A 24,878-nucleotide genomic window follows, 5' to 3' on the forward strand; every position below is an offset into this window, starting at 1 on the left:
ATGCCGGATCGCGCTTGCTGGCCGCGTAGCGGCGATAGCCCGACGGGGCGATCTGCAGCACCCTGCAGATCGGCTCGGCCCCGAGGGTGCCTCGGTACTCGTCGATGAAGTCCCTCAAGACTTGAATCGGCGGTCGAGCTCCGCCTGGGCGAAAAACGCACTGGCCAGCTTCAGGATCTCGTTGGCCTTGCGCAGTTCGCGAACCTCGCGCTCCAAATCCTTGATGCGTTGGGCTTCTGCCGTGGTTGTGCCCGCGCGCTGGCCGCTGTCACGCTCATGCTGGCGAACCCAATTCAACAAGGTCTGCGGAGTACTGCCGATCTTTGCTGCGATCGACACCACGGCAGCCCACTGCGATTCGTGCTCGCCACGATGCTCGAACACCATGCGCACGGCGCGCTCGCGGACCTCGGGGGAAAACTTCACTGACTTCCTCATGGCTCCATTCTCTCAACGATTGGAGCCTCCTCAAAATCCGGGGCGGTTCATCTTGGACGCTCTCGCAGGTTTTATAGAATCCCAAGCATTCCATGCACAGCTCGATGGAAGTATCTTTCTGCAAGAGGACGTTTAATCAATCCAATTGGAGATGACATGAGTAATTCCCTTGAAGGAAAAGTCGCCGTGATCACGGGCGGCACAACAGGAATCGGTCTGGCAATCGCCAAGGAATTCGTTGCGGAAGGCGCTAAAGTTGTTGTGACTGCGCTTCAACAGGAGCCACTCGACGAAGCCGTCAGGGAAATCGGCCCGCGCAGCTTCGGTGCCAAGGCGGATGCTTCCAGCATTGCCGAGATGGACGCGCTGCTGAAGCGAGTCAAAGCCGATCACGGGAGATTGGATGCCGTCATCGCCAACGCCGTCGCTGACGAGCATGCGCCGCTGGGCAAGATTACAGAAGAACAGTTCGACAAGATGGTCGGCGTCAATCTCAAGGGCGTGCTCTTCACCATCCAGTCTGCGATGCCGCTGCTGGAGAGCGACGGCAGCATCATTCTTATCGGGTCGACCGCTTCAGTCGCCCCACCCGCTGGCATGAGCATCTATGGCGCGATCAAAGCCGCATTCCACGGCATGGTCCGGTCCCTGATCCAGGATGCCAAAGACACCGGCGTCCGGATCAACATTCTGAGCCCGGGGGCAGTAGACACGCCTTCCCTGCGCAGAGCGCTTATCAAAGCGGCAGGCGCCGACATGGCGGACGCCATCGTTCAATCCATCGCGCAACGAAGCCCAGCGGGCCGCATCGGTGATGCTCGCGAAATCGGCAAGGTCGCGGTTTTCCTCGCCAGCGATGCATCAAGCTATGTGAACGGCGTCGAGTTGTTTGTCGACGGCGGATTGAGACAAGTTTGAGGCTTCCGCGCTAAGCACGGGGACCCCGCCCGCTGCCTGATCGCTACCGGCTTGCCTTCGCGAAGAGGCACCGGTAGCGCCCGGGGGCCATGCCTGAGGAACGCTTGAAGGCGCTGCTGAACGCGCTTTCAGATGAATAGCCCAGCGAACGGCCAAGTTCCGATATGGGCATGACGCCCTCGCGCAATTCATATTCGGCAAGGCACATGCGCAGGTTCTGCAGGTAAGTCAGGGGCGGGATGCCCGCACCAGCCTTGAAGCGAATGGCGAAGCTGGAGCGTGACATGGCAACTTCCTTCGCCAGTTGGCCAAGCTCCCATGCCCGGCCAGGCTCGCGGTGCATCAGGCGCAACGCCGGAGCGAGGCGCTCGTCGCTGAGTGCCTTGACCCATCCCGCCACACAAGGCCCGGAAGCATCGAGATATGACCGGATGGCCTGAACACACAGCAGTTGCGCAAGCTGCCTGGTTGCCAGCGCAACCCCTGGTCGCTCAGAGACAAGCTCCTGAACAAGTTGATTCAAGAGCCATTGCACGACCGCAGCCTCGGCCGAATTTCCGCCGATATGAAGGTATGGTGGCAACACCTCCGAGAGCAGCTTGCCACGCTCGCGGTCCAAGGCAATGTGAGCACCAACGGCGAAGAAATCTAGACCATGGCCGAGTGTCACCTTGCTTTCTAATGCACCAGAGAAAAGCTCACGGCCATCGACGGACGCTGTCTGCAAGTCGCTCGCCAGCACGAAAGCCAGGTCGGCTGGCAGCACGAACACGTCGCCTCTCGTCACCTCGCGCGGCGCGGTCATCCCTTCGATGGTCAGCCAGCAGGCACCCTTCACGACAACCATAAACTTGAGCTGCCCGGGCGGAGGGAATCGCAATGCCCACGATCCTCCCGCAGCCAGGCTCCCGACGTCGACGCACTGCGCGCTGGCCAGGGTGAGAATGTCAGTGAGTGGGTCCTCATTCATGGTGCATGGGTGGCGCGGAGGCCAGCGCGGTACGGGTTTTGTTCTCAGCTAGATTTCGACAACGATCTTGCCGAAATGGCGACCGGCTTCCTGGTGCCGGAACGCGGCAGGCAGTGCTTCCAGGGGAAAACTGGAATCGATCACTGGGTGCACTCCAGCCGCCTCGATCGCACGGATCATCTCCAGCTGATCCGTGCGGCTGCCGACCACAACCCCCTGCAGCCGGAGTTGCCGCGCCATGATCCGCCCCGTGTCGACACGGCCGGCCGTGCCTGCGAGCAAGCCCACGAGCGCAATGCTGCCGCCGGTCCGGCAGGCCTCGATCGACTGGTTAAGCAGGTCGGCGCCGCCGATGTCGACAATGTGATCGACGCCCCGGCCGCCCGTCCATTGCCTGGCCGCGCGCCCCCAGTCCGGCTCCGCCTTGTAGTGGATCACGTGGTCCGCCCCGAGCGCGCGAAGACGCTCCAGCTTGCCCTCGGAGGATGAGGTCGCAATCACCGCTGCCCCCCTCGTCTTGGCGAACTGCAGCGCGAACACCGACACCCCGCCCGTGCCCTGGACAAGCACCACATCGCCAGGACCGATGCCGCCACAGCATCCAAGTGCGCGCCACGCGGTCAGGCCGGCGCAGGGCAGGGTTGCGGCTGCCGCCAGCGAGAGGCCAAGCGGCACGCGCGTCAGGGCGGCCGCCGGCACCACGGCAAACTGGCGCGCGTACCCGTCGACGTGTTCCCCGGCAACGGCGCCATGCTTCCACTGGGCGGGTGCCCCTTCGCGCCAGTGACGAAAGAACGTCCCCAGCACCGAATCGCCCACGCGCCATGCCATGGACGGATCCGCCTCATCCCCGTGTGGCGGCCCTACCTCAACAACTTCGCCCGCGCCGTCGGACAAGGGGATACGGCCCTCGGCAGTCGGCATGCGGCCCGTCACCACGAGGTAGTCGTGGAAGTTCAGCGAGCTGCCGCGCACCCGCACCAGCACCTCCCCGGGTCCCGGACGACCCGGCTCCTCATCGAATGGCACCAGTTGATCGATGCCGGCGGGCCGTCCCAGGCGTATCGCTGTGGCCATGTCTATGGTCCTGTAAAGATCCCGGGCGTCCAGCCGGCTGCGCATCAGGCACGTAGCTGGATTGCCTTGTACTGGCGTTGTTGCACAAATCCCGTGGGCGGCGCGGCTGACGTTTACGCGCAACGGCTGGGACGGGGGCGCTGTTAACTTTTGACGAAGCGGCGTACCGTCCTGCCTTTTGCCCGGACGATGCGCAAGGACAAGCAGCAAACCAAGCCCAAAGCGATCTACCGCGTCAGAAACTGGCCGCAGTACAACGCCGGGCTGATCGCCAGAGGAGATGTCACGGTGTGGATGGATCAGGATCTGCTGCAGGCTGTGCCAGAGGCCGGAGTGCGCAAGCGAGGCCATCCGCTGGTCTATGCGGATGCCGTCATTCAGATGCTGCTTGAACTCAAGCAGGTGTTCAGGCTGCCATTGCGCGCATTGCAGGGCTTCGCTGGCAGCTTGAACAAGCTTGCCTTTGCCAATTTGCCAGTGCCCAACTACTCGACGGTGAGCCGACGAGCGCAGAATCTGGAAGTCCGATTGCCCGCCGTCCGTGCTGATGGGCCGCTTCACCTTGTCGTGGACAGCACGGGTCTGAAGGTATTCGGCGAGGGAGAATGGAAAGTGCGCAAGCACGGCTATTCCAAACGACGCACCTGGCGCAAAGTTCACCTCGCGATGGACGCGAACACGGGCTGGGTCTGCGCCACACTGATGACCCACCAGGACGTGGGCGACGGCGAAGTGTTGCCAGATCTGCTCGACCAGATTCCGGCTGACGCGCCGATTGACACCATCGGTGGGGATGGCGCCTACGATAGCAAGCCGTGCCACGCCGCAATTGCCGCGCGAGGTGCCCAGCCATCGATTCCGCCGCGTGACGGAGCACAGCCGTGGCCTGAAAGAACGCCGGGAGCGGCCTGGCGAAACGGGGTGATTGATGTCATCGGGAAAACCAGCCGAAGCGAATGGAAAGCCTCCAGTGGCTATCACCGGCGCTCGCTGGCCGAGACCCTGATGTGCCGCCTCAAAACGCTGACGGGACGCAGCATGTGGGCACGCGAAGTCGGGTCCCAGGCCACGGAGGTGTCCATCCGCGCGGGCGTGCTCAACCGCATGGTGGACCTCGCTCGTCCGCAATCCGTTCGCATCGCCTGAATTCAGCAGCAAAGGGGGGCCTTTGTTTTCAACATCGATTTGTGCAACAACGCCCCTTGTACTCAAGAAATTCTTCCAATCCGTAAATTCCGTTCTCGCGACCTTGTCCGGATTGCTTATATCCGCCGAACGGAGCCAGGGGGTTCCAGCGGCCGCCGTTGATGTCGACCTGGCCCGTGCGCAATTGCCGCGCGACACCGAGAGCACGATCATCCGTTCCGGCCCAGACAGCGCCCGACAGTCCATATATCGTGTCATTGGCGATATTCACGGCCTCGGCCTCGGAGTCATAAGGAATGATCGTAAGTACGGGGCCGAAGATCTCTTCCCGTGCAACCGTGCTCCGAGGATCCGCGACGAACACCGTGGGCCGGACGAAATACCCGTCACCGGTGCCGGCCGGGGCCTCGGGTCCACCGGTCACGAGTTCGGCGCCTTCTTCGAGGCCGAGGCGAATGTAGCTGAGCACCCGGTCCCGATGCGCTGCCGACGCCAGCGGACCCAGCTTTACGCCTTCGGCAAAGGCACTTCCTACGACAAACGAATCGGCTGCCTGGCGCGCCAATTCGCGTGCGTGGTCCAGGCGGTCTCTAGGCACCAGCATGCGAGTCCATGCTGCACAGGTCTGGCCTGAGTTCAGATAGCAGTGTGAAACGGTGGCTTGGACGGCCTTCGCGAGGTCGGCGTCGTCAAGCACAATCGATGCGCTCTTTCCGCCCAACTCCAGCGAGATGCGCTTGATCGTCTCCGAGCCGATCCTGCTAACCTGCTTGCCGGCGCGCGTTGACCCGGTAAACGAGACCATGTCCACCTCTGGGTGCGCTGCCAGTGCCTCACCGACCAACGGACCGAGACCCGTCACCAGATTGAATACTCCCGGCGGCAGGCCGGCCTCATGAATGACCTCGGCAAGAACGAAGGCATTGAGTGGAGCGATTTCAGACGGCTTCAGGACAACCGTGCACCCACTGGCAAGCGCCGGCGCGATCTTCTGCGTGATCTGGTGCAGCGGATAGTTCCAGGGCGTGATGGCGGCGACCACCCCCACGGGTTCGCGCACAACCATTGAGTTGCCAACGCGCGCTTCATAGTCAAACTGCTGTGCCAGTCTCGCGTAGTACGCCCAGGAATTCGCGGGCGCGGCGACCTGGACCAGTGAGCAGGCCCGCAGCGGCGTACCGACCTCTGTGGCAATCAGCCGCGTCAACGCGTCACCGCGTTTCAGCAGGCCATCGGATACCTTTTGCAGGACCTTCGCACGATCGGCTGACGAGGTCTGAGACCATCCGGGGAAAGCCGCACGCGCTGCACTGACGGCCGCATTCACGTCCGCCTCGGAGCCGGCAGGGATGGTGGCAAAGAGGTCGCCCGTGTTCGAGTCTGTCACCTGCAGTGTCCCGGCAGAGGACGGCGTCAGCCAATGTCCTCCAATATAGAGAGTGGTGCGTTCGATCATGTAACAGTCTCACGTCGCTCAATCAGCATGCGGAAGATCCGACCCCGCCTGCCGCCACTGAGCCAGGACTTCTCGCTTGGCGACCTTGCCGGCAGCATTCGTTGGCAGTGCCTCGGCGCGCAGCCACCAGCGGGAGGGCACTTCATGCCGCCCGAGCAGCGCGGCAGCATGGGCGCGCAGGCGCTCAGGCGTAACGGTGGTACCCGGCCTTAAGACAACAACGGCGCCGACTTCCTCGCCAAGGTCGGCGTGCGGCAGTGGCACGACCGCTGCTTCGACCACATCGCCGTGTTGAAGCAGACATTGCTCGACTTGCGCGCATGCGATGTTCTCCCCTGCACGGATGATGATGTCTTTGGAACGGCCAACCAGGTACAGGTAGCCCTCGGCATCGAGCCAGCCGCGGTCGCCCGTGGCAAACCATCCGTCCGGACCGGTCATCGGCTCAGGGTTGCGAAGGTAGCCCCGGGTCATCGTGGCGGTGCGCACCATGATCTCCCCTACCCCCGCGTCGTCAGGGGCGTCGATCCTCACCTCGGCCAGGGGTAGCAGCCTGCCAACACACCCTTTGGGCCGGCCTTCGATCTCTGCGCTCGATCCTGCCGCCAGGACACCGCCAGCCTCCGTCATCCCATACAGGCTGCCCACCCGCTTTTGCATGGACGGGAACGCCTTCTGGATCCTGGCGCGAAGATCGTCGGACAGAGCCGCGCCACCCATCGGGATCGACCTCAGGCTGGTGGTATCGAAGTTGCCGAACAGTTCGTGCTCCACCACGCGCGAAACCATCGTGGGCACACTGCCCCAGACGCGCACCCTTTCCTGCTCGATGAGCCTCAGCACCGTCACCGGATCGAAGCGTCCCTCCAGCATCACCAGGGTCCCGCCGGTCAGCAGGGTGGTCGTGGCGATCTGGATGCCTCCCATGTGGAACAGCGGCATGGTCAGCAGGCTGATGGTCCCCGACGCCTCGGGCGCGAGTTCGTCAGGCAGGCGCCCGGTCAGGACCAGAAGATTCTGGATATTGGCGATGAATGACCGGTGCGAGATCACCACCGCCTTGGCATCGCCCGTGGTGCCGGAGCTGAACATGATAACGGCGGTCTCGTCCTCCATGTCAGGCGCAGGCTCCGGGCATGGAAACGCCGCAGTCGTGTTGCGCAAGGCCGCGCCAATCTCATCGAAGGAAGTGGTCAACCACGGCCCCCGGGGCGACGCCGTCGCCCTGTCCGTAATGAGCAGCGTCGGTTCAGCCAGCTCCGCGCAAGCTTGCGCCTGTGCATTGCCCCACATTGCATTACCAAGGACTGTCACGCCGCCAAGACATTGCACCGCCCAGAACACAAGCAGCCACTCCAGGCTGTTATGGCCCAGCAACATCACGCTCGTCCTGCGGCCAATCCCCTGCGCGGCCAGGAAGCCGGCGACGCGCCGTACGGCGCATTCGAATTCCCGGGTGCTCAGGCGCAGTTCACCTTGCACAATGAACGGACGGTCTGCCCAGCGGCGCGCGTCGAGCAGAAACTCGGCCAGTGACGTCGGACGATATGTATAGACCAGTGTTGAGTAGTTCTCAACTCTTGCTCTCGCGACCTCGCGAGACCAGCGTCGTGGGGTGATCATAGGAGTGGTACCAATGCAGACGACTACGTTGACGGGAGTCCAGCCACCAGGCCTCGACATCCGGGGTCGAGGCCATGGCCCCACGCGGTACCGACCATTGACCGGGATACCCCGATGCTGATCGCACATCGCATGGGTAGTAGTAGACCCCGTGCGCTGGCGGCGATCAACACAGCGGAGCGAACAAGAGTACTTCGCCAGGCGAGAGATGCAGCGCGTACCGGATTGGGCGACGTGATTTCGCCGACCGGGAATCGCGCCCTACAGACGTTGCGCGCGCCTGCCTGCCAGCGCCTGCGCGGCTTCGTCCAGGCGCGGCTGGCTCACGGTCATGCCACTCCAGCCCACGGGAAGTACGCGGGACAGGAACTCGACGAACGCCTTCACTTTGGCGTTCCGGCCCTGTGCTGGCGGGTAGACCGCGTACAGGGTCTGCCCGCGCGCGACGTACCCGGTCAGGACCTGTTCAAGGCGCCCGACTCTGACGTCAACATCGAACAGGATCGATGGGCCCTGGCCCAGCCCCAACCCGGCAAGAACCGCTTCCCGGTAGTTGTCGCTGTTGTCGAACGCCAGGTTGCCTTTCACGGGCGCCAGGCGTTCTCCCTCCGGCGTCTGAAAGAGCCACGAGCGCCCGCCATGAAAGAGGTCCGCAGTCAGGCAGTTGTGCGATGCCAGGTCCTCGATGCGTTCGGGTCGGCCGTAGCGGTCAAGATACTCCGGCGTCGCGCAGGTGACGCGCAGGTTCCGTGTCAGCGGGCGCGCGACGAGCCGCGAGTCGGGCAAATCGCCGCCCCAGACGGCAATGTCCAGGCCGCGTCCGATCAGGTCGTGCTGCAAGCCGTCGGCTTGCGTGATCTTGAGATTGATTCCCGGATACTGCTCAACGAACTCACTGAGGCGTGGCACCACGTGCAGCCGCGCCACGATCAGCGGCAGCTGGACATGCAGCCGGCCGACCGGATCATCGCAGGCGCGTTCCAGCTCCTGTTCCGCCTCCTCCATGGAGGAAAGGATTTCGCGGCAGCGCACAAAATACGCCTCGCCCGCCGGCGTCAAAGCAAGCTTTCGGGTATTGCGCACGAGCAGCGGCACGCGCAATTCCTGCTCCAGGCTTGCGATCCGCCGGGTCAGAATGGACGCCGTCACGCCGAGCTGGCGAGCGGCCGCCGAGAAGCCTCCCCTTTGCGCAACGGCGACGAAGGATTGAATAGCCGCGAACTTATCCACTAACCTTTGCTCCTGCGCCCACTACTGCACTGCACTGCGCGCACGACATCCAGGCCAATCAGCTTCCCTTGAATTGCGGCGCGCGCCGCTCGGCGAATGCCTTGCAACCTTCGACAAAGTCCTCGCTCGCGAAGCAGGCAGCAATAGATTCGTCCCAACGCTCAGTATTCCAGTCCGCGGATGACCTGTCCAGATCACGGTCTATCAGCTTGATTGCCCGGACAGTCAGGGGTGCTGCGGCGGCAATGGCGGCGGCCACGCTCCTGGCTTCCGCAGCCAGGTCCCCATCGGGCACGACCGTATTGACAAGTCCAATGCGCAGCGCTTCCGAAGCAGAGAACTGGCGTCCGGTCAGGAGGATTTCCTTCATGAACGCCGGCCCGACGAGCGAACGGATCTTCGCCATACTGTCACCCGGATAGCCAACTCCCAGCTTTACAGCAGGAATGCCAAACCGCGCCGTTTCCGATGCGATCCGAAGATCGCAACAACTCGCCAGCGCCAGTCCCCCGCCGAGGCAGTAGCCACGGATCACGGCCACGGTCGGCTTGGCACAGTCCCAGACTGCCCGGTAAGCCTGCAGCGCACTGCGCTCGACCGTGCGCACGGCATCGGCCTGCGACAAGCGGCTGTTGAACTCGGCGATGTCGGCGCCGGACATGAAGTCGCGTCCGCCGTCGCCCTCGATCAGAATGACCCGGATATCCGGGTCACCAGCGAGCGAATCCAGGGCCGGCGCCACGTCGCGCCACATCGAGTCCGTGCCTGCGTTGCGACGGGCGATATTGCTGAACACAATCCGCCCCGTCGCACCGTCGCGCTCGAGAATCAGGTGTCCCCTGCTGTTCTCCATCATATGGTCCGGTTTTCGTTACAAAGCGCCAGTCGCGCCAGGTATCCGCATCAAGGCCGGGTCATTGCTCGTCGTCCTCGACCTCGATGGCGAACTCAGGGCAGTTTGCCCAGGCAAGCAGCACCTCCTCCTTCAGGGCCGGCGGCACATCGCCACTTCCCCTGACGCGCGCATAGCCGTCCTCCCCAACGATGAACAGTTCCGGCGCCGCCCGGATGCAGTTCTGATGCCCTTTGCATCGTGCCGATTCAATTCGAATTTTCATGCTCACTCCGTAGTCTGTGGTCAGGTTGGCGCGCTCGCCCACGATCACACCACGTGACGCTCGCGCAGGTCCGAGATCTGTTCCGCGCTATATCCCAGTTCCATCAACACCGCTTCGGTATGCTCGCCTCGCCCGGGCGTTGCCGTGCGCATCTGGCTTGGCGTGCGCGACAACGTGTACGGCTGCGCCACGACCTTTATCTCCTGAAGCTCCGGATGCCGCAGGGATATGGCCATGCCCAGATGCTGCGTTTGCCGGTCCTCGAATACCTCGTCCATCCGGTAAATGGGGCCACAGGCAACGCTCGCCTGCTCGAAGGCCCGGATCCATTCGGAACTTGTCTTGCGCCTCGTGTATTGCGCAAGCTCGCCTTTCAACGCCTCCCGGTTCTTTGTGCGCAGTTCGTTGCTGGCATACTCGACCCGCCCGAGCAGCTCCGGCGCCCCGATCGCATTGCACAAGCGCCGCCACATCTCCTCGCCTGCCGTGGCAATGTTGATATGGCCATCGGCGGTCGGGAACACGCCGGTTGGCGTCGCAGTGGGATGATCGTTGCCTGCCGGTTCCGGCACCTCGCCGTCCATCAGCCATCGTGCCGCCTGGTAGTCGGTCAGCGCGATCATGCCCTGCAACAGGGAGGTCTGCACCCATTGCCCACGGCCCGACACTTCACGCTCGAGCAGGGCCGTCATGATGCCGAGCGCCGCGTACAGGCCGACACCGGTATCCGCCAGCGAGATCCCGGTCCGCAACGGCGGTTGCCCCTTTTCGCCGGTGATCGCCATCAGCCCGCCCATGCCCTGCACAATCTGGTCGTAGCCTGGCCGGTCGGCATACGGGCCGTCCTGCCCGAAGCCCGAGATGCTGGCGTAGACGAGCCCGGGATTGCTGCGCTGCAAGGTTTCATAGTCCACCCCAAGCCGGGTCTTCACGCCTGGCCGGAAATTCTCCACCAGCACGTCAGCGGCCTCGACCAGCCGCTGGAGGATCCGCACGCCTTCCGGATCCTTGAGGTTGAGCGTGATGCTGCGCTTGTTGCGATGCAGGTTCTGGAAATCCGAGCCGAGGCGGTCCCCGATCCAGCCGTCGCTGACGTCAAGCGCCTGCGGGCTTTCAATCTTGATGACATCCGCTCCCCAGTCCGCCAGCTGCCGTACCGCCGTCGGGCCCGCTCGCAGGCGGGTGAGGTCGAGTACACGAAAACGCTCGAGCGGGCCCTGCCGATTGGAGGCACTCATGACGCGGTACTCCCCATGGCCGTGCCGGGCAGCGGGCTGAAGGCCGGCGGCCGCTTGTCCTTCATGGCCCGCATGGCTTCACTGAAATCCGGCTGTTTCATCAACTGCCCCATCAGTTCCCGGGAATCCTCGATCGCGGCGCCCGCGTCGTGCCGCATGAGGTCGGCGTAGAGTTGACGCTTGGCCGTTTTCACGGCCACCGGCGATGTCGAGTCCGCCAGGCCGCGCGCGATCCGGAGAACTTCCTCCTCAAGGGTTTCACGCGGCATCACGCCGTTGAGGAACCCCATGGCGCGCGCCTCTTCCGCCAGGAACACGCGCCCTGACAGCAGAATGTCGGCACTGTGGGTCAGGCCCACGATACGCGGCATGATCCAGGACAGCCCGAATTCGGCAGGCAGCCCTAGCCGTGGCGTTGAGGTCGTGAGCTTGGCGCCTGCCGCGGCATAGCGAAGGTCGCAGTAAGCGGCCAGCGCGACGGCGATGCCGGCGCAGGCCCCGTTGATGGCGGCAATGACGGGCTTTTGCAGGCCCCAATGCCAGATCAGCTCGTGCTCGTACTCCGGGCGTACGCCGTGACCCGGCGTTGCCATCACGTCATTCCTGAAGCTTTCGAGATAGTCCTGATCGGACTCACGGTAATGGTCCAGCGCCTTCGTGTCAGCGCCGACGCAAAACTGCTGGCCGGCGCCGGTGACAACAATCACACGCACGCGCGGGTCGTCGTCCAGGCATGACATCAGCCAACGATACTCGGCATTCATGCGCGTAGTCCAGGAATTTCCGCGCCCGGGGCGGCTGAGCCGAACCAGGCCGACGCCGTTGTCGACGCTCAGTTGGGTGACATGCAGTTCCACGCCGTCTCCTTATCAGGGTGATGGGCATTGACGCGCAGGTGGGCAGCGTCGTTGCCGGCCGGGCCTCGCCTCAGTCGGCATCCCGATGGTTCATGTCGCGCAGCTTGAAAGTCGCGGTTGTGCCAGACTCCCTGCGCTCGCGCAGGAAGTTGAACTCGTCGCTCTCGAACCTCAGGTTCGTACCGAGCGTGTGGCCGACAAAGCCACGTGTGAACTGGGCCGCGCAGCCCAGGCTTTCCAGCGCCATCTGGTGCATGGCCTTGCCCGTCACCAGGGCGTCGCGCGGGTGCTTGGCGATACGTCCGGCCCAGTTCTCAACGGTAGTCTCCAGTTCAGCCAACGGCACCGCGCGATTGACCAGACCGAGCCGGCAAGCCTCGCTGCCATTGAAGCGCTCGCCCAGTAGCATGAGTTCCCGGGCAACCTTGGCGCCATACATCAGGATCTGCGAGTTCATGTGCCAGGTATTGCCGGCGAGACCAAAGCGCTGTTCCGCATGGCTGAAGCAGGCATCGTCCGCGGCAATCGCCAGATCCACCAGCTCCACCAGGTAGATGCCCACGCCGGTGCAATGGCCATGGACCTGTGCGATAACCGGCTTGGCCGAATTCTGGAACGCCATGTAGCTCATGCCCAGGCGTCGGTCCCGCTGCAAGCGCGTTCTTTGGTTGGGGCGCCGCGGCTTGCCGCCGTCCGGGGTTAGCTCCAGCCCGTACGACTTGACGGCATCGTTGTAGTCGTGGCCTGCGCAGAATGAGGGCCCGTTCCCCTTCAGGATGATGACTTTGATGTCATCGTCGTACTCGGCATCCCGCAGGGCGGCAACCAGGTCGTCCATCTCATCGAAGCGCAGGGCATTGTGCTTCTCCGGCCGGTTCAGGATCAGTCGCGCCACCGGGCCGTCCTTTTCCAGGATCACTGTGCTGTTCAACGTCGTCTCCTTGTTCTGTATCCGCTGGGGCATCCAGGCGTCAAACCACCCGGATACGCACGTTCTCAGGACCACGGGCATTGCCCGCAGACCACTTGACCGCGCCGGATATGCGCTCAAAATTCGGAATCGCCTTGAGCCATTCCTCGATGGCGACGCGCATTTCCATGCGGGCGAGGTGGGACCCGAGGCATCGGTGCACGCCCACCCCGAAGGTCAGGTGTCGGTTACGCTTGCGATCAAGCTGCACTTCGTCTGGGTTCTCGAATACCGCCGGGTCGCGATTGGCCGCCGGATAAGCCAGAATCACCCGCTCGCCAGCACCGATGCAGCGCCCCTTCAACTCCACTTCCTCGGTGGTGACGCGCGCGATAGACAGCGGCGCATAGAAGCGAAGCAACTCCTCCACCGCAGTCGTCCTCAACAGGCCTGGCTCGTTGATCAGCGTCGCCCGGTCGGCAGGGTGATCAGCCAGATGGTTCAGGCTGGCGTTGAGAGCGTTCCACGTGGTATCGGCGCCCGCAAGGACGGCCAGCAGCAGACTACCGATACGGTGCTTGCGCGAGATCGGCTTGCCGTCGATGGTGGCCAGTGCGATATGGCTGACGAGGTCTTCGCCCGGGTCCTGCTCCCGCTCTTTGAGCAATTGCTCAAGATCCGCGAAGGCTTCATCGAACGCCGCCTTGCGCAACTCCTGGTCGAAGGGCCCGTACTTCAGGACCCGGATGGCCCAGTCCATGAAGCGCTCCTGACGGTCGTCGGGTACGTCGAGGAAGCGTGTCAGCAATGACAAGACGAAGGGCTTGGAGTAGTCCTCGCCAAGGTCCGCTTCGCCTTTGACGGCGACCCGTCGCGCCAGGTCGCGCGCGAGACTCTGTGCGTACGGCTCGATGGCTGCAACTCGCGCCGGCGTGAAGTAGGGCTCGAGCAGGTCACGGTGGATCTTGTGATCCGGCGGGTCGCTGGTCAGCGGTGGCAGCACCAGGCCCGAACCCTGCGGCGGCACTTCGCCCGCAATTTCCGCGGCCCGCGATGAGAACACTGCGGGATTCTGGGCGACATGGTGGATATCGTCGTATGTTGTCGGCAGCCAGGAGCCGCCCCACTTTTCGCTATGCGCCACCGGACAGCCGCTGGAACGGATGTCGCGCCACAGGGCATGCGCCTCCTGTACATAGTGGTCGGAGAGAAGGTCATAGCCGTCATGGAGCAGTGCGTGCTGGTTGGTGTCGGTCACTTGGGATCTCCTGGAAAATGTCAGTACGTTTCAACGTGATAGCGTCCGCTGGCTAACAGGCGTTCCCGGACCATTGGCCATGCGGATGCGCCGTCGCCGCGAAGGACACCCGCGAAGGCATCCTCCACGCCGGCTTCCATGCCTTTGCGGCCACACAGGAACACGTGCGTGAGTTCGTCCTGTAGAAGCGTCCTGATTCGCTTGCCGGCGGCCCGGATGCCGTCCTGCACATATATGCGGGGCGCGTCCGGTTGACGCGAGAAGCAGAAGTAGTGGTCGACAAAACCCTCCGGCAACCCGTCTTCCTCACCGCAGTAAGGCAGCTCCACGGGACGACGGCCGCCGAAGAACAGCATCAGGCTGCCTGTGGCGCCGCGCATGCTGCGCAGGCGGTGCTGGATGAAGCCCCGAAAAGGCGCGACGCCTGTGCCAGTGCAGACCATGATCAGGTTGGCGGACGCTTCCATGGGCATCAGGAACGTATCGCCCAGCGGGCCGACGACCCGCACCGTTTCACCTGGGACCAGGCCGCACAGATAGTTCGAACACAGGCCGCCCGGCTTGCGCCGCACCGTCAGTGCGACAGTGCTGGTGCCCCGCCGCTCGCCCGTTCTTGCGCTGGCGACCGAGTACAGTCGCTCGATATGCGGGCGCCCATTGGCATCGAGGCCGGGCGGCAGGATGCCAATGCTCTGACCCTCCAGGATGGGCATCGCCTGGTTGCCGAAATCCAGCACGATGTGCCAGACATCATCGTCAGCGTCGAGTGCCGTGGCCCGCTCGCGCAATGTCACCGTCGCGACGGCTGGTGCAGCGCGGCTGTACAGGTGCAGTGCCGGCGCACTCGCCGACGCGGGCGCCCGCACTAGGACAGGACTCTCGTTGGCATCGGTCTCGGTGCCCGCTTGCATCGGCGTTGGCAGATCCTGCCACGAAAGTTGCTGCGCAAGCGTGTACGGCTGCTGCACCGGGTACCAGTGATTGATCGCGCCCGTTGGGCACGGGGGGAGACACGCACGGCAATGGTTGCAGCGCTCGACGTCGACCACGTAGTTGTTGTGGTCGTGTGTGATCGCGCCAACCGGGCAGGACTCCTCGCAGCTGTTACAGCGTATGCAAATGGCCGGATCAATCAGGTGCTGCGTGATCGATGTTGACGTGGGAAGCGTCATGGTTGCTCCTGTTCGTTGGCGGCGCCTGCGCGGCGAGTAGGCATCGCGCGTGACCTCATGGGCGCACGATGGCCCGACCGCCCGCCTCCGTGGCGCAATGCGCCATGGCCTCATTGACCTGGTCCAGCGAATAGATGACTGACGCGAGGTTGTCCAGTTGCAGCTTGCCCGCCCCGTGGAGGTCTACCAGCCGCGCAATGTCGCGGCGCACGTGAGCGGAACCATAGAGGGAGCCGCGGATGGTCTTCTCTGTGAGCACCAGCCCGCCGAACGCGGAGATGTTCACCACCACGTCCTTACCCGGCGCACTGACAATGACGGCACGGCCGCCTCGTCGGGTCATCCGTATGGCGTCATCGATGGATTGCTGGCGCCCGGCGACTTCCAGCGCGACCTCGACGCCGCGCCCACCGGTGAGCGCGCGTACCTTTTCCACCAGTCCGGTCCCGGGCTGCAGCTGATGGGTCGCACCCAGCGACCGCGCCAGCTCCAGGCGATCCGTACGGGGATCGATTGCGATGATCATGCTGGCACCGCTGGTACGCGCGCCCTGGATCGCATGCAGGCCGACACCGCCGCAACCGAGGATGGCCACCGCTTCGCCGACTTCGACCCGGGCCGTGTTGACCGCTGCGCCCCAGCCCGTCATGACCCCGCAGCCGAGCAATGCCGCCTGCTCCAGCGGCAGAGAGTCCGGGATGGGAACGACCGATGTAGCCGGTACGACAACCCGCTGTGCAAGCGTTCCCAGACCGGCCATCTGGAACACCGGTGCGCCATTCCATGTAAATCGCGTCGTGCCATCTGCCATGGTGCCCTGCAGCATCGATGGCTGCCCCGACTCGCACAACACCGGCTGGCCGTGGTTGCAATAGAAGCAGTTGCCACACTGGGCCAGCAGGCTGAGCACCACGCGGTCGCCGAGCGCCAGGCCCGACACCTGAGATCCCAGGCCCACGACGACACCCGCGCTTTCGTGCCCCAGTATCACTGGCAGCGGTGTCGGCAGCACTGCTTGGTACACCGACAGGTCCGAATGGCACACGCCTGTCGCGGCAATCTCCACCATCACTTCGTTATCGTGCGGTTCATCCAGGTCCAGCAACTCCACCTGGAGTTCGCGGGCCTTCACCATCACGGCAGCCTGCACCTTTGTTCGCATCGCGTCGCCTCTTGTTTCCGGTCTTCAGTCGCTTGAAGTTTAGAGGCGGACGTCCGGGCGCATTGCGCCGTTTCACGAAGTTCTTACTTGCTCAATTCGAGCAATTCCTGCCCTCTTTGCATCACCAGTCCAGGCGCGCCTCGTACTGCTGCACTGCGTCAGCACGACCCTCGATCGCCGATCCATTCGGCATGCGCTGGCGCTGCATATCGCGTTTTGCGAAGTTCTCATCTTCACCGGTTCCTGTTGGTCCGGCACTGCGCCGTTCCTACACTTCCGACACGTGACCAGGGACGGCATGGTCCCCGCAATCTGCAAGGCCGTGCCACATGAACAAACCACTAAACCGGAACGCCAATCCACTATGTATATTGAACCTTCCAACGCAGCCATCCCATCCGCAGCCGGGACCAACCCGCTTGCAGCCAGGAGCGAACTCCGAGATGTCTTCACAAACATTGCGCGTCAACGCCAGATCGCGGAATCTGACCTTCGCAAATACCTTGCAGACGTAGACCCGGCGCTGCTGCTAGCGTCGCTCGTGCACATCACGCGCGACCCATCGCTGCTCAGCCGCTACGCGCCTGAACTGAAGATGCCGGACAAGGGCGATCTCATGCCTGGCGTGAAGGTCGTCGAAACGCTGAAGGGCTTCGCCCAGGTCGCCACCATCCCAGGGGCTATCCGGCAAGAGATGATCGAGCTGACGGTTGCCGCGCTGGACAAGCCCGCCTCCGAACAGACCGAATACCTGTCGGGCTACGATCTGGCGCCCGATCTGTTTCTCAAGATGGCAGCGATGGTCACCGGCGAGCCGATCGATGCCGAGTTTGGCGACATGCTGCTCGAACAGGCAGGCTTTGTGCGCAACCAGCCCGTGCTGCCGCAGCGCGGCCGCCCGACCGAGCGTATCGAACTGGCCATCATCGGTGCCGGCATGAGTGGCATCGCGGCCGCCATCCAGGCGAAGGACCGCGGCTTCCGCTACCGCATCTTCGATAGCAACAACAAGGTCGGTGGCGTATGGGCGGCGAACGACTACCCGGGCGTCGCGGTCGATACACCCGCCACGTATTACTCGCTGTCGTACGAACTCAATCCATCGTGGAGCAACTATTACCCGGTGGGCTCCGAGTACCTGCGCTATCTCGAAGGCATCGTCGAGAAGCACAACATCAGTGAGTTCATCGAGCTCGAGAGCGAAATCCTGAAGATCCAGTGGATCGAAGAGGACCAGGAGTGGGAACTGATGGTGGTCAAGAAGGGGCGCGAGGCATCTCGGGTGCGCGCCACAGCAGTCATGTCATGCCTCGGCCACCTCAACCGCCCGAACTATCCCGACCTGCAAGGCCGCGAGACGTTCAAGGGCGTATCGATTCACGCCAACCGCTGGAAGCATGACGTCGATCTGCGCGGCAAGCGCGTCGGCATCATCGGCACCGGAGCGACCGGCGTGCAGGTGATCGGCAAGATCTCGCAGGAAGTGGACCACCTCACCGTCTTTATGCGCCAGCCGATGTGGATCATTCCCAACCAGGCGGGAGACGGGGATATTCCGCAAAGCAAGCGCTGGGCGCGCCAGTACCTGCCGTACTTCCTCCACTGGGACAGGCTGAAGTCTTACTGGACCTATAGCGACAAGGTCGGATATCCGATCGTTCGCGCAGACCCAGAATGGGCGAAGACGCACGTCTCCATCTCTCCAGCCAACGACCGCCTGATGCAGTTCTGCATCAACTACATCAACTCGTGTTTTGGCGAGGGAAGCGAACTGGCCCGGAAGCTGACGCCGGACTACGCACCGCTGGGCAAGCGAAGCGTGCGCGACCCGTATGACTTTGCCCCCGGTGGCTTCTACTACGCCCTGTCGCAGCCGAACGTGGCCCTCGAGACCAGCAAGCTGGCGCGTGTGGTGCCGGACGGCATCCTGACCGTGGACGGCAAGCTGATCGAGCTCGACGTCATCATCTACGCGACCGGGCTGACCCTCGACTGGCTGTCGCCGATCGAGGTGGCGGGACGCAACGGGGTACGGCTATCCGACGTCTGGCGCGACAACAATCCGTCCTCCTACCTGGGCGGGATGGTGCCGAAGTTCCCCAATCTCTTCATCAACTCTGGCCCGCATACCGGGGCTGGGCATGCTGGCGGGCACAACTTCATGGCGGAGGTCGTCAACCACTACGCGATGGAATGCCTGCAGTTACTGGTCGAGGAGGATGCCCGCTCGCTGGAGGTGACCCAGGAAGCGTTTGATGAACACAACCGCAAGCTCGACGAGAAGATGGCGGGGGCGATCTGGGCCTGGGAGCGGCGCGCCCACACCTATTACACCAACCAGAAGGGGCGGCCCATCCTCCCGACGCCATGGCGCCATGTGGACTTCTGGCGCATGACCCGCGAGCCCATGAAGGAAGCCTTCATCCTGCGCTGATGCAATGCCGTCGGCGCCCCGCCGCCCGGATGCTTGCCGGCAGGCAGCCCTCCGGCGCGGGGCTATGAACCAGTCAAGGTAACGGGAACTTAGAGCATGAACCGCGGTTTGATACTTGGGGGCGGTGGCGTCCTCGGCCTCGCCTGGGAGATTGGCGTGCTCCACGGGCTTGCGTCCGGCGGCATCGACCTGCTCGGCGCAAGCGAAGTCATCGGGACATCGGCCGGCGCATTTGCCGGCTGCGCACTCCTTGACCCGAGGGGCATTGCGTGGGCGTACGCGCGGCAGGTTGCTGCGAGCGTACAAGAGGTGCCGGTCGCCTCGTCCTCTGATGTCATCCAGACCCTGTCCGTATTGCTGACGGAATGCGCCGGCGACGCGGCGCGCGCCGGACGGCGCATCGGCGAGTTTGCGCTGGCGGCCTCATCCATTGAGGTCCGCCGGCGCCTGGCTGTCGTGCGCGACCGGCTCGACCGCGATGACTGGCCGTCCGACCGGCTGATGCTCACCGCCATCGACGTGGACAGCGGCGAGCTGCACCTGCTTACCAGCGACTCGGGCATCGACCTGGTGCACGCTGCCGCTGCCAGCGGTGCGGCGCCGGGCATCTGGCCCGTGATCTCGGCCGGCGGCAAACGCTGGGTGGACGGCGGCAGCGTATCGGTGACCAATGCACACCTCGCACGGAGATTCGGCCAATGCATCGTCATCTCGCCCCGGCCGGGCAACCTAACCGGCGTCACGGTGCAGTCCGAGATCGACGCCTGCGGCAAGCGCGACGACGCCGTGCTCATTGTTCCTGACGCGAGCAGCGAAGCCGCGATCGGCCAGAACAACTTCGACCCCAGCCGGCGCCAGGTGGCCGCCGAGGCAGGGAGACGGCAGGGTAAGCAACTCGTCCGTGAAATGCCGGACGCATGGCGGGTGTGCTGATGTAGGGAACCCGACGGCGGCGGGCGTCTTTCACGCAACACCGCCTGGGTGTACAGAAACTTCGGGGAACAATATGACAACCGAAAACGGGGACAAGGCACCCGGCCCGTGCGCAGGATTGCGCGTGCTGGAATTCGCAACCATGGTTGCCGGGCCGTTCGCCGGCCAGATGCTGGCCGATCTCGGGGCCGAGGTCATCAAGATCGAGCCCATCAGTGGCGATCCCATGCGCAAGGGGCACCCCCAGCACCAGGGGGTCGCGGCTGGATTCGCGCTGTTCAACGGTGGCAAGCGAAGCATGTGCATCGACCTCAAGTCCCCTTCGGGACAAGCGCTGGCGCGCGAGCTGGCGTTGACTGCCGATGTGCTGATTGAGAACTTCCGCCCGGGCGTGATGGACGGATTCAGGCTCGGGCATGAGACCCTTTGCCAGGCCAATGCAAGGCTCATCTATGCGTCAATCAATGGCTTCGGCGTCGATGGACCGTATGCCGCACGGCCCGCATACGATCATGTCGTGCAGGCGCTGAGCGGGACCATGCCGGGCATCGGCAGCCAGGACCAGCCCGAGCCCGTCCGCAATTCGGTCGTCGACAAGATTACCGCTGCCACCGCCGCACAAGCAATTCTGGCCGCGCTCGTCCACCGCGAGCGCAACGGCGGCAAGGGCCAGCGGGTCTGCGTGTCGCTGCTGGACGTCTACGCCGCCTTCATGCTGCCGGATCTGATGGTGAACCACTACTTCCAGACGCCAAGTATCGGTGCGCGCGCCCTGCCCAACACCTACTTCCCAATCCGGACGTCGGACGGCCACGTCATGGGCCATATCTTCACCGACGAGCAGTTCAGGAATCTCTGCCGGATGTTTGACCGCCTGGACCTGATCGACGATCCCCGCTTCGCTGGTGTGAAGGAGCGCCGCGATCACTGTGAGGCGATGTGGGATGAAATCCGGCACAGCGCGCGGCGGCTCGACACGGCCACCGTCGAGCAGCTTGCCGAGAAGCACAGCGTCCCGCTTGGGCGCGTCAACGACCTGGCCGGGTTCTTCGCCGATCCGCAGGTCCGGCACAACGGCACGTACTCGGACGATGACGATCCATTGCTCGGAAGAGTGCGTCAGCTTCGGTCCCCGATCCGCCTGGCGCTGACGCCAGCGGCCAGCCGCCGCCGGCCGCCCCTGCTCGGGGAGGACACCAGCGCACTCCTCGCGGGCCTGGGCAAGACGGCAACGCAGATCAACCAGGCCTTTGCAAGCCGGGTGGTCGCCGGCCGCATGGACGAGGCGGATGCCGCAGGCAAGTCCGCGGTGGGAGCACAAGCATGAGCGGTCCATTGAAAGGCGTCAGGATCATCGAGTTCGGCGCAATCGGGCCGGCGCCATTCGCCTGCATGATGCTGGCCGACAACGGCGCGGACGTCATCCGCGTGGCGCGGCATGTACCGGCCTGGCGGCAAGGCATCATGGATGCGAGCAAGGACGTTCTGGCACGCTCGCGCCGCGTCGTGCACCTTGACCTCAAGACGCCCGAAGGTGTGCGCGAGGCCCGCGCGCTCGCACGCGACGCGGACGGCATTGTCGAGGGCTACCGCCCGGGCGTCATGGAAAGACTCGGGCTTGGCCCTGAGGTCTTGCTGGCTGACAACCCGCGGCTGGTGTACGGGCGCATGACCGGATGGGGCCAGGACGGGCCCCTCGCACAGCGCGCCGGGCACGACATCAACTACATCGCGCTGGCCGGTGCATTGCACGCCTTCGGGCGCGAGGGCGGCAAGCCAACGCCACCCGCCAACCTGGTCGCAGACTTTGGCGGCGGCGGCATGTTGCTTGCGTTCGGCATGGTCAGCGCCATCCTGCATGCACGCGCCACGGGGGAAGGTCAGGTGGTGGACTGCGCCATGCTCGACGGCACCGCGTTGCTGATGAGCATGATGTGGTCGCTGCGTTCCGCCGGTGTGTGGCGCGACGAGCGCGGTGTCAATCTGCTCGACACCGGCACGCATTTCTACGAGACGTATGAGACCAGCGATGGCAAGTACATCGCGATCGGCGCGGTTGAGCCCGAGTTCTATGCGCTGCTGCGGGAAAGGCTAGGTCTGGCCGACGACCCGGACTTCGACCGCCAGCGGGACCCGAAAGCCTGGCCGGATCTCAAAGCCAGGCTTTCCACGATCTTCAAGACCCGCAGCCGCGACGAATGGTGCCGCATCTTCGACCCCACCGATGCCTGTGTCACCCCGGTCCTTTCGATGAGCGAGGCGCCCGATCACCCGCACGCCCGCGCGCGCGGGGTATTCACGACCATCGATGGTGTCGTGCAGCCCAGCCCGGCTCCGCGCTACTCGCGCACCGTGAACGATGCACCCAGGATGCTTCGCCCTCAACAGGACGATCGCGATGCGATCCGCCCCGGGCGTCGCACCGCACTGTGCGCAAGCGAACCGGCAACCGATAGCTGAGGGGTAAGCGAAATGAGCAGAATTGCATTCATTGGTCTTGGCAATATGGGCATGCCCATGGCCCTGAACCTTGTACGTGCGGGCCACGACGTGCAGGGATTCGATATCTCGGAAGCCGCACTGGCCGGCTTCGCCGGACAGGGGGGGCAATCGCAGCGCAGCGTGGCAGCGGCTGTCGATGGCGCATCGATCGTCATTTCCATCGTGAGAAATGCCGATGACGTGAAGAACCTGTACTGCACCGCAGGCGGTGTCCTGGACGTCGCCGCGCCGGGAGCCCTGCTGATCGAGAGCTCAACCATCGGACCCGCCGCCGCGCGTGCTGTCGCCGCGGAAGCGGCGCAAGCCGGCTTTGCGATGTTGGATGCTCCCGTGGCCGGCGGCCAGGCTGGCGCCCGCGAAGCGCGGCTGACATTCATGGTCGGCGGCGCGCGCACGGCCTTCGACCGCGCTGAGCCAGTCCTGCGCCAGATGGGCGCCAGAATCTTTTATGCCGGGGCCAGCGGCAATGGCCAGATTGCCAAGCTGTGCAACAACCTGATCGCCTGCGTCAGCAGCGCGGTCGTCTCGGAAGCCTTCATCCTGGGCAGCAAGCTCGGCATGGACTATCAGACGATGTACGACATCATCACACAGTCTACCGGCCAGTGCTGGACCCTCTCGCACAACTGCCCGGTGCCGGGCCCCGTGCCGTCTTCGCCCGCCAGTCGCGATTATGTCCCTGGATTTGCGGCGGATCTGATGCTCAAGGACCTCTCCCTCGTCGCGTCTGCCGCCAGTGAGGTTGGCGCCGCGACACCGTTTGGCGCCAGGGCCATCCAGCTGTACCGGCAGCTAAGCGAATCTGGCCTTGGCGCCCGCGATTGGACCGTAGTTGCCAGGTTGATCGAAAACAGCGCTTCTCTCAATTAATGCTGCATAGCCCAGGAGACCTCTGTGTCAGCTAACCCCCTCCATCCCAATCTCAACGCGGAAGATCTGGCCCTGGCCCTGAGTGGGCACAATTTCATCGACGGCGAGCTTGCGCCCACACGCTCGGGCAGGACGTTCGCCGTGATCAATCCCGCCACCGGCCGCAAGATCGCGGATGCGCCCTTCAGCGTTGCCGATGACGTGGATCTCGCCGTCCATGCCGCGCAGCGCGCCCAGCGCGAATGGGCCGATACACCGGCGCGCAGGCGCGGCGCCCTGGTCATTGAATGTGCCCGGCTGCTGGCCTCGCACGTCGAGGAGCTGGCACGGCTTGTGACACTCGAGACCGGCAAGGCGATTCGGACCGAAAGCCGTCCCGAAGCGGAAGGTATCGCCGACATGCTGCAGTACTACGGCGGCCTGGCCCCGGAGCTGAAGGGCGAGACCGTGCCCCACCGGCCGGATGTCCTGACGCTCACCGTGCGGGAACCGCTCGGCGTCGTTGGCGCGATTTTGCCCTGGAACGCGCCAATGTACATCCTGGCGATGAAAATCGGACCCTCGCTCGTGGCCGGTAACACTGTCGTGGTGAAATCTGCCGAGGAAGCACCCCTGGCAGTGTTGCGCGTGTGCCAGATCCTGAGCCAGGTGCTGCCCAAGGGTGTCCTCAACGTGGTTGCCGGCTATGGCCCTGAATGCGGCGCGCCGCTGGTCGCGCATCCCGGTGTGCACAAGGTCACTTTCACCGGCTCCGTGGAAACAGGCAAGATCATCTACAAGACAGCGGCCGACAAGCTGATCCCCGTCACGCTCGAGCTTGGCGGCAAGAGCCCGATGATCGTCATGCCCGACGCTGACCTGGATCAGGCTGCCGCCGGCGCGGTGGCCGGCATGCGGTTCACCCGCCAGGGCCAGAGCTGCTCGGCCTCCAGCCGGATGATCGTGCACGAGTCGGTGCATGACGCATTTGTCGGCAAGGTGAAGGCGCTGGTCGATGCCATGAAGATTGGCGATCCGATGGACGAGGCCACGGACATCGGCACTATCATCTCGCCAGCCCAGTACGACAAGGTGTGCGGATACATCGAAGCGGGACGATCCCTGCCCGGCACAACCGCGGTGGAATGCTCGACATTGCCAGCAGACCTGGCGCTGGGAGCCGGACTGTTCATCCGCCCTGTGATGTTCACCGGCCTGACCAATGATAGTAAGCTGGCGCGCGAAGAGATCTTCGGTCCGGTCGTCTGCGTCATGAAATTCTCGAGCTACAGGGACGCGTTGGCGATGGCCAACGACACAGACTACGGCTTGACGGCGTCAGTCTGGACCCGGGATCTGAAGACGGCGATGGATGCCAGCCTGAGGCTTCAGGCCGGCTTCGTCCAGGTAAACCAGAATCTCGTAGCCCAGCCTGGCCTCTCGTATGGCGGCTACAAGAATTCCGGCTTGGGCAAGGAGGCATCGCTTGAGGCAATGCTGGACCACTTCACACAGATGAAGACCATCCTCGTGAATCTCGCATAGCACCAGCGGCGCCGCAGGCGCCGCTCTGCCTCAGAAAATCAT

Annotated in this window: 21 protein-coding genes, 1 pseudogene and 1 other annotated feature; of the genes and pseudogenes, 8 read left to right on the forward strand and 14 right to left on the reverse strand. The window is 63.9% G+C overall.

Going from position 1 to position 24,878, the window contains the following annotated elements:
* Window positions 1-438, reverse strand: a pseudogene (locus AC3WRI_RS25130) (transposase); the annotation flags it as partial.
* Window positions 44-160 (reverse strand) — a sequence feature (AL1L pseudoknot). It overlaps the preceding pseudogene by 117 nt.
* A gap of 156 nt (window positions 439-594) precedes the next feature.
* Here AC3WRI_RS25130 and AC3WRI_RS25135 point away from each other — a divergent pair.
* Window positions 595-1,356 carry an SDR family NAD(P)-dependent oxidoreductase gene (locus tag AC3WRI_RS25135; RefSeq protein WP_492294283.1) on the forward strand — a complete coding sequence of 254 codons (762 nt, stop codon included), beginning with the start codon at window positions 595-597 and terminating at the stop codon, window positions 1,354-1,356.
* Window positions 1,357-1,399: 43 nt separating this feature from the next.
* On the opposite strand, the gene AC3WRI_RS25140 is transcribed toward AC3WRI_RS25135, so the two are convergent.
* Both AC3WRI_RS25140 and AC3WRI_RS25145 read right to left on the reverse strand, forming a co-directional pair.
* Entirely contained in the window at window positions 1,400-2,326 is a 927-nt protein-coding gene (locus tag AC3WRI_RS25140; RefSeq protein ID WP_011617436.1) for an AraC family transcriptional regulator, read from the reverse strand.
* A gap of 48 nt (window positions 2,327-2,374) precedes the next feature.
* Complete coding sequence (locus tag AC3WRI_RS25145) at window positions 2,375-3,403, reverse strand: zinc-dependent alcohol dehydrogenase family protein (protein ID WP_439669208.1); 1,029 nt, start codon at window positions 3,401-3,403, stop codon at window positions 2,375-2,377.
* A gap of 189 nt (window positions 3,404-3,592) precedes the next feature.
* Between AC3WRI_RS25145 and AC3WRI_RS25150 the strand changes: the two genes are divergently transcribed.
* Window positions 3,593-4,549, forward strand: coding sequence for an IS5 family transposase (locus tag AC3WRI_RS25150; RefSeq protein ID WP_492294285.1), 957 nt, complete (start codon window positions 3,593-3,595; stop codon window positions 4,547-4,549).
* Window positions 4,550-4,577: 28 nt separating this feature from the next.
* Here the strand turns inward: AC3WRI_RS25150 and AC3WRI_RS25155 are convergent, their stop codons facing one another.
* From AC3WRI_RS25155 to AC3WRI_RS25205, 11 genes are all read right to left on the reverse strand, one after another.
* Window positions 4,578-6,005 (reverse strand): aldehyde dehydrogenase family protein, encoded by a 1,428-nt coding sequence (locus AC3WRI_RS25155; protein WP_492294287.1) that lies wholly within the window; start codon window positions 6,003-6,005, stop codon window positions 4,578-4,580.
* Between the two features lie 18 nt (window positions 6,006-6,023).
* Window positions 6,024-7,628, reverse strand: a complete 1,605-nt coding sequence (locus tag AC3WRI_RS25160) for a class I adenylate-forming enzyme family protein (protein WP_041688152.1) — start codon at window positions 7,626-7,628, stop codon at window positions 6,024-6,026.
* A 261-nt stretch (window positions 7,629-7,889) separates the two neighbouring features.
* Window positions 7,890-8,858, reverse strand: a complete 969-nt coding sequence (locus AC3WRI_RS25165; RefSeq protein WP_011617440.1) for a LysR family transcriptional regulator — start codon at window positions 8,856-8,858, stop codon at window positions 7,890-7,892.
* Window positions 8,859-8,916: 58 nt separating this feature from the next.
* Window positions 8,917-9,714: an enoyl-CoA hydratase gene (locus AC3WRI_RS25170; protein WP_041688154.1), complete on the reverse strand. Its 798-nt coding sequence runs from the start codon at window positions 9,712-9,714 to the stop codon at window positions 8,917-8,919.
* Window positions 9,715-9,772: 58 nt separating this feature from the next.
* A complete protein-coding gene (locus AC3WRI_RS25175) occupies window positions 9,773-10,018 on the reverse strand; it encodes a ferredoxin (protein ID WP_136227872.1) in 246 nt (81 codons plus the stop codon).
* A gap of 2 nt (window positions 10,019-10,020) precedes the next feature.
* Window positions 10,021-11,214 (reverse strand): CaiB/BaiF CoA transferase family protein, encoded by a 1,194-nt coding sequence (locus AC3WRI_RS25180; protein ID WP_011617443.1) that lies wholly within the window; start codon window positions 11,212-11,214, stop codon window positions 10,021-10,023.
* The gene (locus tag AC3WRI_RS25185; protein ID WP_011617444.1) at window positions 11,211-12,071 is read right to left on the reverse strand and encodes an enoyl-CoA hydratase-related protein; all 861 of its coding nucleotides are present in this window, start codon (window positions 12,069-12,071) and stop codon (window positions 11,211-11,213) included. Before AC3WRI_RS25185 ends, AC3WRI_RS25180 begins: the two co-directional genes overlap by 4 nt.
* Window positions 12,072-12,141: 70 nt before the next feature.
* On the reverse strand, window positions 12,142-13,002 hold the full coding sequence (locus tag AC3WRI_RS25190) for an enoyl-CoA hydratase/isomerase family protein (protein ID WP_039016261.1): 861 nt from the start codon (window positions 13,000-13,002) through the stop codon (window positions 12,142-12,144).
* Window positions 13,003-13,042: 40 nt separating this feature from the next.
* On the reverse strand, window positions 13,043-14,239 hold the full coding sequence (locus AC3WRI_RS25195) for a cytochrome P450 (protein WP_011617446.1): 1,197 nt from the start codon (window positions 14,237-14,239) through the stop codon (window positions 13,043-13,045).
* 20 nt (window positions 14,240-14,259) lie between these two features.
* The gene (locus AC3WRI_RS25200; RefSeq protein ID WP_011617447.1) at window positions 14,260-15,411 is read right to left on the reverse strand and encodes a 4Fe-4S binding protein; all 1,152 of its coding nucleotides are present in this window, start codon (window positions 15,409-15,411) and stop codon (window positions 14,260-14,262) included.
* Window positions 15,412-15,466: 55 nt separating this feature from the next.
* A complete protein-coding gene (locus AC3WRI_RS25205) occupies window positions 15,467-16,573 on the reverse strand; it encodes a Zn-dependent alcohol dehydrogenase (protein ID WP_011617448.1) in 1,107 nt (368 codons plus the stop codon).
* Between the two features lie 364 nt (window positions 16,574-16,937).
* On the opposite strand from AC3WRI_RS25205, the gene AC3WRI_RS25210 reads away from it, so the two are divergent.
* The 6 genes from AC3WRI_RS25210 to AC3WRI_RS25235 all read left to right on the forward strand — a co-directional run bounded on the left by AC3WRI_RS25210 (window position 16,938) and on the right by AC3WRI_RS25235 (window position 24,836).
* Complete coding sequence (locus AC3WRI_RS25210) at window positions 16,938-19,007, forward strand: flavin-containing monooxygenase (protein ID WP_011617449.1); 2,070 nt, start codon at window positions 16,938-16,940, stop codon at window positions 19,005-19,007.
* 96 nt (window positions 19,008-19,103) lie between these two features.
* The gene (locus AC3WRI_RS25215; protein WP_011617450.1) at window positions 19,104-19,940 is read left to right on the forward strand and encodes a patatin-like phospholipase family protein; all 837 of its coding nucleotides are present in this window, start codon (window positions 19,104-19,106) and stop codon (window positions 19,938-19,940) included.
* A gap of 73 nt (window positions 19,941-20,013) precedes the next feature.
* The gene (locus AC3WRI_RS25220) at window positions 20,014-21,267 is read left to right on the forward strand and encodes a CaiB/BaiF CoA transferase family protein (protein ID WP_492294289.1); all 1,254 of its coding nucleotides are present in this window, start codon (window positions 20,014-20,016) and stop codon (window positions 21,265-21,267) included.
* The gene (locus AC3WRI_RS25225) at window positions 21,264-22,400 is read left to right on the forward strand and encodes a CaiB/BaiF CoA transferase family protein (protein WP_011617452.1); all 1,137 of its coding nucleotides are present in this window, start codon (window positions 21,264-21,266) and stop codon (window positions 22,398-22,400) included. Before AC3WRI_RS25220 ends, AC3WRI_RS25225 begins: the two co-directional genes overlap by 4 nt.
* A 12-nt stretch (window positions 22,401-22,412) precedes the next feature.
* Complete coding sequence (mmsB, locus tag AC3WRI_RS25230; RefSeq protein WP_011617453.1) at window positions 22,413-23,312, forward strand: 3-hydroxyisobutyrate dehydrogenase; 900 nt, start codon at window positions 22,413-22,415, stop codon at window positions 23,310-23,312.
* A 24-nt stretch (window positions 23,313-23,336) separates the two neighbouring features.
* Window positions 23,337-24,836 (forward strand): aldehyde dehydrogenase family protein, encoded by a 1,500-nt coding sequence (locus tag AC3WRI_RS25235; protein WP_011617454.1) that lies wholly within the window; start codon window positions 23,337-23,339, stop codon window positions 24,834-24,836.
* Window positions 24,837-24,878 lie beyond the last annotated feature (42 nt).

The organism is Cupriavidus sp. FW305-27, assembly GCF_058787995.1.